The organism is Promicromonospora sp. NPDC060271 (assembly GCF_042726755.1).
GTDB lineage: Bacteria > Actinomycetota > Actinomycetes > Actinomycetales > Cellulomonadaceae > Promicromonospora.
Map to the genome: position 1 here is coordinate 1 of NZ_JBHXBG010000216.1, position 8,688 is coordinate 8,688.

Annotated in this window: 4 protein-coding genes; 2 read left to right on the plus strand and 2 right to left on the minus strand. The window is 73.1% G+C overall.

Translation table 11 applies throughout. The features are described from left to right. Positions 1 to 172: 172 nt before the first annotated feature. Complete coding sequence (locus ACFWE2_RS23080; protein ID WP_377226545.1) at positions 173 to 1,099, minus strand: L,D-transpeptidase; 927 nt, start codon at positions 1,097 to 1,099, stop codon at positions 173 to 175. Between the two features lie 175 nt (positions 1,100 to 1,274). Between ACFWE2_RS23080 and ACFWE2_RS23085 the strand changes: the two genes are divergently transcribed. Next, positions 1,275 to 2,603 carry a winged helix-turn-helix domain-containing protein gene (locus ACFWE2_RS23085; RefSeq protein ID WP_377226546.1) on the plus strand — a complete coding sequence of 443 codons (1,329 nt, stop codon included), beginning with the start codon at positions 1,275 to 1,277 and terminating at the stop codon, positions 2,601 to 2,603. 42 nt (positions 2,604 to 2,645) lie between these two features. On the opposite strand, the gene ACFWE2_RS23090 is transcribed toward ACFWE2_RS23085, so the two are convergent. Next, on the minus strand, positions 2,646 to 3,875 hold the full coding sequence (locus ACFWE2_RS23090; RefSeq protein ID WP_377226547.1) for an MFS transporter: 1,230 nt from the start codon (positions 3,873 to 3,875) through the stop codon (positions 2,646 to 2,648). A gap of 614 nt (positions 3,876 to 4,489) precedes the next feature. Between ACFWE2_RS23090 and ACFWE2_RS23095 the strand changes: the two genes are divergently transcribed. Next, the gene (locus ACFWE2_RS23095; protein ID WP_377226548.1) at positions 4,490 to 8,515 is read left to right on the plus strand and encodes a hypothetical protein; all 4,026 of its coding nucleotides are present in this window, start codon (positions 4,490 to 4,492) and stop codon (positions 8,513 to 8,515) included. Positions 8,516 to 8,688 lie beyond the last annotated feature (173 nt).

Below are 8,688 nucleotides of genomic sequence, written 5' to 3' on the forward strand. Positions count from 1 at the left end.
CCCACAATTAAAACCCCACCTCGCAAAACCGATATACCTTTTTGTTTGGTGGTTTGTTTTTTTTTTATATTCGGGGTGTGTTGCTCTGCGTGGACGATGTCGACGCAGAGCAACACACCCCGCAGGTGTAGTCGCTGCCCGGGACCGGGCGATGCCAGCGGGCTCGTTCCGACTAGGCCTTGACGAGCACCGGCACGCCGGGGTCCAGGTCTGTGAGCCTCGCGAAGTCCGCGCTCGTCAGGCGGATGCAGCCGTTGCTCACCGCCTGCCCCTGGCCGACACCCACATGGATTGCGGTCGCGGCGTAGTCGGTGCCGTAGAACCCGTCGAGGGCTTCGCTCTGCATCGACAGGAAGACCGACATCCCGGTGTTCACCGCCTCCGTGACGGTGAACACCTGGGTGATTCCCTGCGGCGTCGGCGTGGCGGACGCGCCGACCGCCGCCGGGAGCCGGTCGCTGGAGCCGTCGGCGTGCGTCACCGTCACCGTGCGGTCGGACAGGTCGACCACCACAGAGCGCTTCTCCCGGATCAGCAGGACGTCGCTCCCGCGGAGCCAGCCCGCGGTTCCGTTGACCTGCTCCGGATCGCGCGACGGCAGGGCACTGCGCCCGTACGGGATGAGCACCTGCACCCACCCTGGCCGGCTGTCCAGCACGAGCCAGAGTGCCTCGGCGTCGTAGTAGCGGGACTCGAGGGCGAGAACCGGCGCCTCGGTCACGTCGGGGCTGGCCCAGACGGGGATGCGGGGGTCGTTCGGCCGTGCCACCGAACCGGGCAGGTCCTCCAGGGACTTGGCCTCCGCCTGGGGCAGTGCACGCGGCAGGAGCTCGGCGATGTCAGGCCTGGGCAGCGACCGCAGGGAGTAGTCGGCAGGCGTCGGCTTCGGGCTTGGCTTCGGTGTGGGGCTCGGCGACGGCGACGGGCTCGCCGACGGGGTGGCTGCCGCCGGAGCTGGCTCGTCGCGGGGTTGCAGGCCGATCCATGCGGCGGCCCCGAGCACCACGACGGCGACGACGCCCGCCACCCAGGCCCAGACGCGCGCGGCAGGACGGCGGCGCCGGTCCGGCGTCGCTGACCCGCCGTATGTCTCCGTCATCTGAATCCCTTCGTGGCGTCTATGTCCCGCACCGGCCGCACGTCAGCGACCGCCGACCGTCGAACGGTACCGGGTTGTAACACTTGTCCGATATCTTCGTGGTCGCCCGAACTCCTGCGTACCCGAACCGCTGCGGACGCAGTCACCCGACAGCCCTCGACCAAGGAGAGATCCCGTGGCCTCCGCCGACCGGACGTTCCCCGTCACGACCGTCCCGACGCGCCGTTCCCGCAGACTGGTCCTCACCGGCGCGATCTCCGTCGCCCTCATCTCGACCGGGTCCGCGTACCTGGCGATGGTCCAGTTCGGCATCGACGTCCTCGCCATGAACCAGGGCACCGCGTACGCGACCGCCGGCGTCTTCGAGCTGTCCCTCGTCACCGTCGCCCTCCTCGCCCGCGAGGCCGCCCGGGACAACCGGCCCGGTGGCACCCTGCTCGCCCTGACCTGGGCACTGTCGTCGGCCTCAGGTGTGTTCGCCGCGTGGCACGAGGCCTACATCGGCCACCCCGTCGGCGCGATCCTGTTCAGGTTCATCGTGCCACTGCTCGCGGCGCTCATGTGGCACCTGGCGCTGATCGGCGACCGACACCTCGCCACGGGCACGTCCTGGTCGGCGCTGCGGCAGTCCGCGCGCATGCACGCCCTCTTCCTGACCACCGAGGACCTGTTCCGGGCCCAGAGCCTGCACGACGGGTCACGGGCCGCCCGCCGCCGGCTCGCCCGCGCCGAGGCCGCCCGCCGCAGGGCCCGCTCCGTCGCCCTGCGCACCGTCCCGCCCATGGAGATGCGGGCGCAGGTCGCCGCCTGGTGCGAGGCGCTCGCCGCGGTGGGGGACGGCACGGCCGACGTCGCCCGGCTGCACCTCGCCGACCGGCAGCGGCTGACCGGCATCCTCGTGGACGACGAGCCCATGGACGCCCGCGTGTCGGACACGCGGGACGGCGCACGGGCCGGCGTCGGGGTGGGCGCGCCCGACTACGAGCGCCGCGCCGCCGACGCCGTCGCGGCGGAGTTCGCCGAAGCGCGTCCCGTCGCGCGGGGCCGGGACCGGAACGCGCGCGGCGAGGACTACCTCGACCGGGACGTGTACGACGGCCAGGTGTACGACGGTGAGGTGTTCGACGGCGGCGTGTTCGACGGCGAGACCGATCGCCGGACCGTCCGCGTCAGCGCGGCCCTCGACACGCCACGCCAGGGCGTGAGCGCACCCGCACCCGACAGCGAGCTGGTGGAGCAGGATGCCGAGAGCCCGGTCGCGGAGCCCGCGGACGCGGCGGACCGGGCCACGGCGAACGTCCGGGAGGCGCTGCCCCCGCGGCGCAGGCCACGGCGTAACACGGGGCTCGGGACCGAGGACGCCGAGCGCATGATCCAGCTGCGCACCAAGGGTCGTACGTACCGGGAGATCGCCGAGGAGGTAGGCGTCAGCCGGTCGACGGTGGGCAAGCGCATGCGCGAGTTCACGGAGACGGGTTCGATCCCGATCGTCAAGGCCCGCTGACCGGAACCGGGTCCGCCTCGGTGCGGCTGCGGCCGGGGCCGCCTACTCGCCCGAGTCGGCGTGGGCGATGCTGCCGAGGGACTTCCAGATCAGGATCAGCGTGATCCCGGCGCCCACGAACCCGAACCAGAACGGTGCGGCCAGTCCCCACTGCTCGGCGATGAAGCCGCCCAGCGCGTTGCCGAGGAGGACCCCGCCGTACACGCTCACCATGTTGAGCGAGCCGACGCGGCCCTGGAGGTCGAGAGGGGTGGCGCGCTGGCGGACGGCGTTGGAGATGGCACCCCACACGAACGCGTAGACGCCGAACCCGAACATCGCGACGAAGGCGCCCCACACCGTCGTGTTGAGCGCCAGCGCCAGGTGCCAGACCACCTCGCAGGTCAGGACCACGCGCATGAGCGTCGCGAACGGGACCCGCTTCTGGAGGCGGTCGAAGAAGGCAGTGCTGAGGAGACCGCCCACCGCTGTCGCGGTGGTCAGCATGCCGAACTGGAGCGTGCTCATCCCCAGGTGTTCTGTCGCGTAGAGCACGAGCACGCCCATGGGCGCCGCGTAGGTGACGTTGAACGTGAGGATGGTGAGCATCAGCGTGCGGACGGCGGGGGTGCGCCACACCCAGCGCAGGCCCTCGGTGATGTCCTGGCGGATATGGGTACGGGTCTCGCGTACGGCACCCTGGGACACCGAGATCCGCGAGATCAGGACGATCGCCAGCGCTGCCGTGACCGCCTGGAGGGCGAACGGCCAGGCCATGCCCGCGGCGAAGAGGAACGCGCCGATGGGCGGCCCGGCGAGCTGGTTCGCCGTCACGAAGCCGGCCATGAGCCGGGCCTGCCCGATCGCCAGGTCCTCCTTGGGGGTGACCATCGGCAGGAGCGTCTGGCTCGCGGAGTCGGCGAACACCTCGGCCACCCCGAGGGCGAGCATGACGGCCAGCACGAGGACGACGTTCACGACGTCCGTGACGATGATGGCGCACAGCGCGACGATCACCGCGGCGCGCAGGCCGTTGGCGATCATCACCATGCGGCGGCGGTCCAGGCGGTCGGCCAGGGCGCCGGCCCAGAGGCCGAACACGAGCCACGGCAGCGACTGGAGCATCGCGGCGAGCGCGACGAGGAACGGGCTGTCGGTCTGTGACGCGACGAGGAGGGGTCCCGCGGCGACCGCGATGCCGTCGCCGATGTTGCTGGTCCAGGACGAGGTCACGAGCCAGCGGAACGACCGGCCCAGCCGGCGGGGGAAGACTGCCTCCAGGAGTGCTCTCACAAGCGTTCGAGTTTAGGTGCGGCGTCCAGGCTTTTTTCCTCCGGCCGGGTCGGGTCCTGTCGGAGGGGGTGATATCGCCGGCGCCGGACAGGGCTTTCCGGCGCTCGTGAGGGCTCCGTGGCCGGTGTCCGCGGCGCGAGGGCGGCGACCCGCGGGATACGCGAGATCCTGCGGCCGGGCGAGCGGCAGACCGGAAATAACGGCCACTTCGATAACGATTTCTAATCGCATGACTCAACAGTTGGACAATCGTCCGACTCGGTGTTGACGTCCGCCGGGAACAGGTGCAGACTCTCACAGGACGGTGCGCATCGCCCGCCCCCTGCGCGGTGCGCACTGTCGTTCCCTGTCGGGCTCCGGCCCGTCTGCGAAGCCCCTTCGGACCCCCTGCCGAAGGGGCTCTCGCATTTCCCCGGCCGACGTCGCGTCGTCGCCGAGGTAGAGCACTCGTCCGGACGTCTGCTCTACCTCGTGGCAAGCATGAAGGCGAGGTAGAGCGTCCGTCCGGACGGACGCTCTCCTTCGGCGGCGACACGCCCGGGAGTCTCGTGACCCGGCGTGTCGCGCGGCGTGGCGTCCGACCCTTGCGGACGCGACGCGGTTAGCGTGCTGGTGTGAACGCTGCACGCCGCCAGACCGCAGCCGCCTCCGAGATCTCGGCCGATCTGTCCGAGGAGCTCTCGGCCGCGCTGAAGGACGAGACGACGGACCCGGCCACCGAGCCGGCAGTTGAGGAGGCTCCGGGGGCAGCAGGGGACCCCATGGCCGAGTCGGTCGCGCGCTGGCGCGCCGGGCTGGTGCGGCTCGCGGGGGGATCCTCCCTTGCCGACGTCGGTCTGCTGGGCGAGGCGGTCATCGACCTGTCGACCGCCCACCCCTCGGGTGTGGCCCAGCTCTTCGCGGGCCGGCCCACCCGTCTGTCCAACCTGGTGCGGGAGTCCGGCTCGCTGCCTGCGGCCCGCCGTCGGGCACGAGCGGTCGCCGCACGTTCCGCCGAGCACGCGCAGCGCTACGGGGTCTCGCCGACCTACCTGGCGATCGGCGTGGCCACGTGGGTCGAGCGGCCGACGACCGGCGGCGACCAGAGCGACATGGAGGCCATCACCCGGGTGCTCGGCCCGGCGAGCACGGTGACCACCCCTGAGCACGAGTCCGCAGACAGCCCGGCCGACGCGCCGGCGCTCACCGGTTCCGTCCCGATCGTGACGCTGGCCATGCCCTCCGGCCGGCCCGTGCCGCCGTCGGGCGGCGAGGAGGACGAGCCGCGTGTGGTGCGCGCGCCCGTGCTGCTCCGGCCCGTCATGCTCACGCCGCGCAGCGACGGCGAGGCCGACTACGAGATCACGCTCGACCCCACGGTCGAGATCAACCCGGTGGTGGCGCGCACGCTGCGCGCCAACGGCGCCCTGCTCGACCCGACGGCGCTGGCCAAGGCGACGTTCACGCTCGCGGGCTTCAACCCGTCGGACGTGCTGGACCGCGTGGCGAGCCTCGGTTCGGCCGTGCTCGGCGAGTTCCAGCTCGACCGGCGGGTGCTGGTCGGCACGTTCGTCCACCCCGGGCAGGTGCTGGTCGACGACCTCGACGAGCTGGGCCCCACCCTGGGCGGGCACGAGGTGGTCTCGGCGCTCGGCGGGGTGGACAGCTCGGTGACCCGGCTGAGCAAGGTCGAGCTCCCGGAGCGGCGCGTCGGCGACGCCGACCCGGCGCACGAGCGCGGTGTCGGCGACCTGGACCCGCACCAGCGGCACGTCGTGGACGCCCTGGCAACGGGCAGCCACCTGTTCGTCGACGCGCCCGTCGGGTCGGACGTCGCGGGCACGCTGGCCGCCGTCGTCGCAGAGGCGAACGCCAGCGGCAGGTCCGTGCTGTACGTCCCGGGGCACCGCCGTGCCGCCGACGCGCTGGCCGCGCGCCTCGACTCGCTCGGCCTGGGCGGGCTGCTGCTCGACATCGCGCCGCTGCCGACGTGGCGCACGTCGACGGCGCGCCGTCTGCTGGAGGCGATGGCGCCCGCGCAGGAACGGATCGACGCCGACGGGGTGGCCCGGGTGCGGGACGCGCTGATCGGCTCGCGGGCGCAGCTCGCCGGCTACATCGGGGCGCTGCACCGGGTGCGCGACCCGTGGCGGGTCTCCGCGTACGACGCCCTGCAGGCCCTGGCCCGGCTCACCTCCGAGCGCCCCGCCCCGGCGACCCGGGTGCGGCTGGCCTCGGAGACCGTGCTCGTCCTGGGTGCCGAGCGGCGCGCGGAGCTCGCCGCCGACCTCGAGCGGGCAGCCGACCTGGGCGCTTTCTCGCTGCGGTCGGCGTCGAGCCCGTGGTTCGGCGCGCACATCCTCACCGACGAGGACGCCCGCTCGGCCCTCGCCCGGGTCACGCGCCTCGCCGATCACACGCTGCCGGAGCTGCGCAAGCAGATCGAGTACGTCGCCCAGGTGACCGGGCTGGTCGAGGCGACGACCGCCAACCAGTGGGGCGAGCAGCTCGCGATGCTCGGCGGCATGCGCGGCACGCTCGACGTGTTCCAGCCGATGGTCTTCGAGCGCACCGCCGCGGACATGGTGCAGGCAACGGCCTCGAGCCGGACGCGGGCCGAGCAGGGCGTCGAGATGGGCTGGCTGGCCCGACGCCGGCTGAAGCGGCGCGCCCGCGAGATGGTCCGTCCCGGGGTCCGTGTGCCCGACATGCACGCGGCGCTCGTCGAGGTGCAGCGGCAGCGCGAGGTGTGGCAGGCGCAGTGCCCGCGCGGCGGCTGGCCGACCCTGCCGGAGGGCCTGGCCGCGGTGGAGGAGACCTACGAGGCCGTCCGCATCGACCTCGAGGCGCTCGAGCCGGTGCTGCGCTCCTCGCAGGCGGGCGGCGGGCTGCTCGACCTCGACCTGTTCGCGCTGGTCCAGCGGCTCGCGTCCCTCGCGGAGACCGCGGACGCGCTGGTCCCCCTGCCCGAGCGGACCGCGGTGCTGCGCAGGCTGCGCAAGGCCGGGCTCGGCGAGCTGGTCGACGACCTCGGCGACCGCCGCGTCGAGACCGAGCTCGTCGGGCCGGAGCTGGAGCTGTCGTGGTGGTCGTCGGTGTTCGAGCAGATCCTGTCGACCGAGCCGGATCTCGCCGGGCAGGACGGCGCCGGGCTCGACGCTCTCGCCGGCCGGTTCCGTGAGCTCGACCGCCGGCACATCGAGTCCCTGTCCGCGCCCGTGCGGGCCGCGGTGCGCGCGCACCTCGGCGCGGCGATGCGCGACGAGCGGGAGGACGCCGAGGCCCTCTACGCCACGCTGGTCGAAGGTGGGCTCAGCTCGATGCGCGACCTCGTGTCCGGGCACGGCTCCACCGTGCGGCGCCTGCGGCCCACCTGGGTGTCGACGCCGACCATGGTGCCGCACCTGCTGCCCGCCGAGCGGAGCGCGGACCTGGTGATCCTCGACGCGGTGCAGCACGTGCCGGTCGAGGTGGTCGTGCCCGCGCTGGCCCGTGGCCGGCAGATCGTCGTGGTGGGTGACCCGCGGTCGGCGTCGGGCACCGCGGTGCGCGACCTCGCGCGGCTGCTGCCGCGTGTCACGCTGCAGCCCGAACCCGCGCGACGGGACCCGCGGCTCACGGCCCTGCTCGCCGCCCACGGGTACGAGGGCGTCATGCGGCCGGCGCCCATGCCGCGGACCGAGGCGCTGGTCCACTTCTCGCTCGTCGACGGCACTGGGATGCCCGATCCGGTCTCCGGCACCGTCGAGTCGACGCAGGCCGAGGTGGAGCAGGTGGTCGATCTCGCGATCGAGCACGCGATGACGCGGCCGGAGGAGACCTTCGGCATCGTCACGGTCACCGCGGCGCACGCCGACCGCATCCGCGAGCGGCTGCTCGCCGAGGTCCGGGGCAACCCAGCGCTGGCGCCGTTCTTCGCCGGGTCACGGCCCGAGCCGGTGGTGGTCGCCGACGTCACGGGTGTCGCAGGGCTCGCGCGCGACACGATCGTGCTGACGCTCGGCTTCGGGCGGACGCCGCACGGCCGCGTGCTGCACCGGTTCGGCGTGCTGGGTGACGGTGGCGGCGACGCGATGCTGCTCGGCTCGCTGGGTGCCGCGCGCAAGCGGCTGCACGTCGTGTCGTGCTTCCCCGCCGCGGACCTCGATCCCGAACGACTGCGCGGCCCGGGGCCGCAGCTGCTGGCGGAGGTGCTGGCCTTCGCCGAGGAGCGCTCAGGGCTCGCCGACCAGGTGGAGATCGGCAACGGTGTCGACGTCGCGCGGTCCGTCGACCGGCTGGTCGTGGACCTGGGGGAGCGGCTGTGGCGCTCGGGTCTCGTGGTCGAGACCGACTACGGCCTGCCGGGCGGCGACCGGATCCCGCTCGCGGTGGGGCATCCGGACCTGCCGGGCGAGCTCCTGGTCGCGGTCCTGACCGACGACGCCGCCTACGTGGCCGAACCCTCCATCCGCGTGCGCGACAGGCAGCTCGCCGAGCAGCTCGAACGGCTCGGCTGGGTGGTCGCGCAGGTGTGGTCGGCCGCCGCGTTCCTCGACCCGGACGCCGAGGCGGAGCGGGTGCGCCGCGTCGTGCTGGCCGTGCGGGACGCCCGGGTGGGTGTCTCGGGCGGCGTGTCGCCGGCGGCGGAGCTCGTGGTCCCGCAGGCGCTGGACGACTGATCCCTGGGTGGTCCGGGGCCTCAGGCCTGTGTGGGCTCGGCGGGGTGCTGGGCCGCTGGGCCGACTTCGGTCGGTTGGTGGGCTGTGGCGCTGACTTCGGTCGCTTGCTCGGCTGCGGCGCTGACTTCGGTCGGTTGCTCTGAGATCGGTCAATCGAACGACCGATCTCAGAG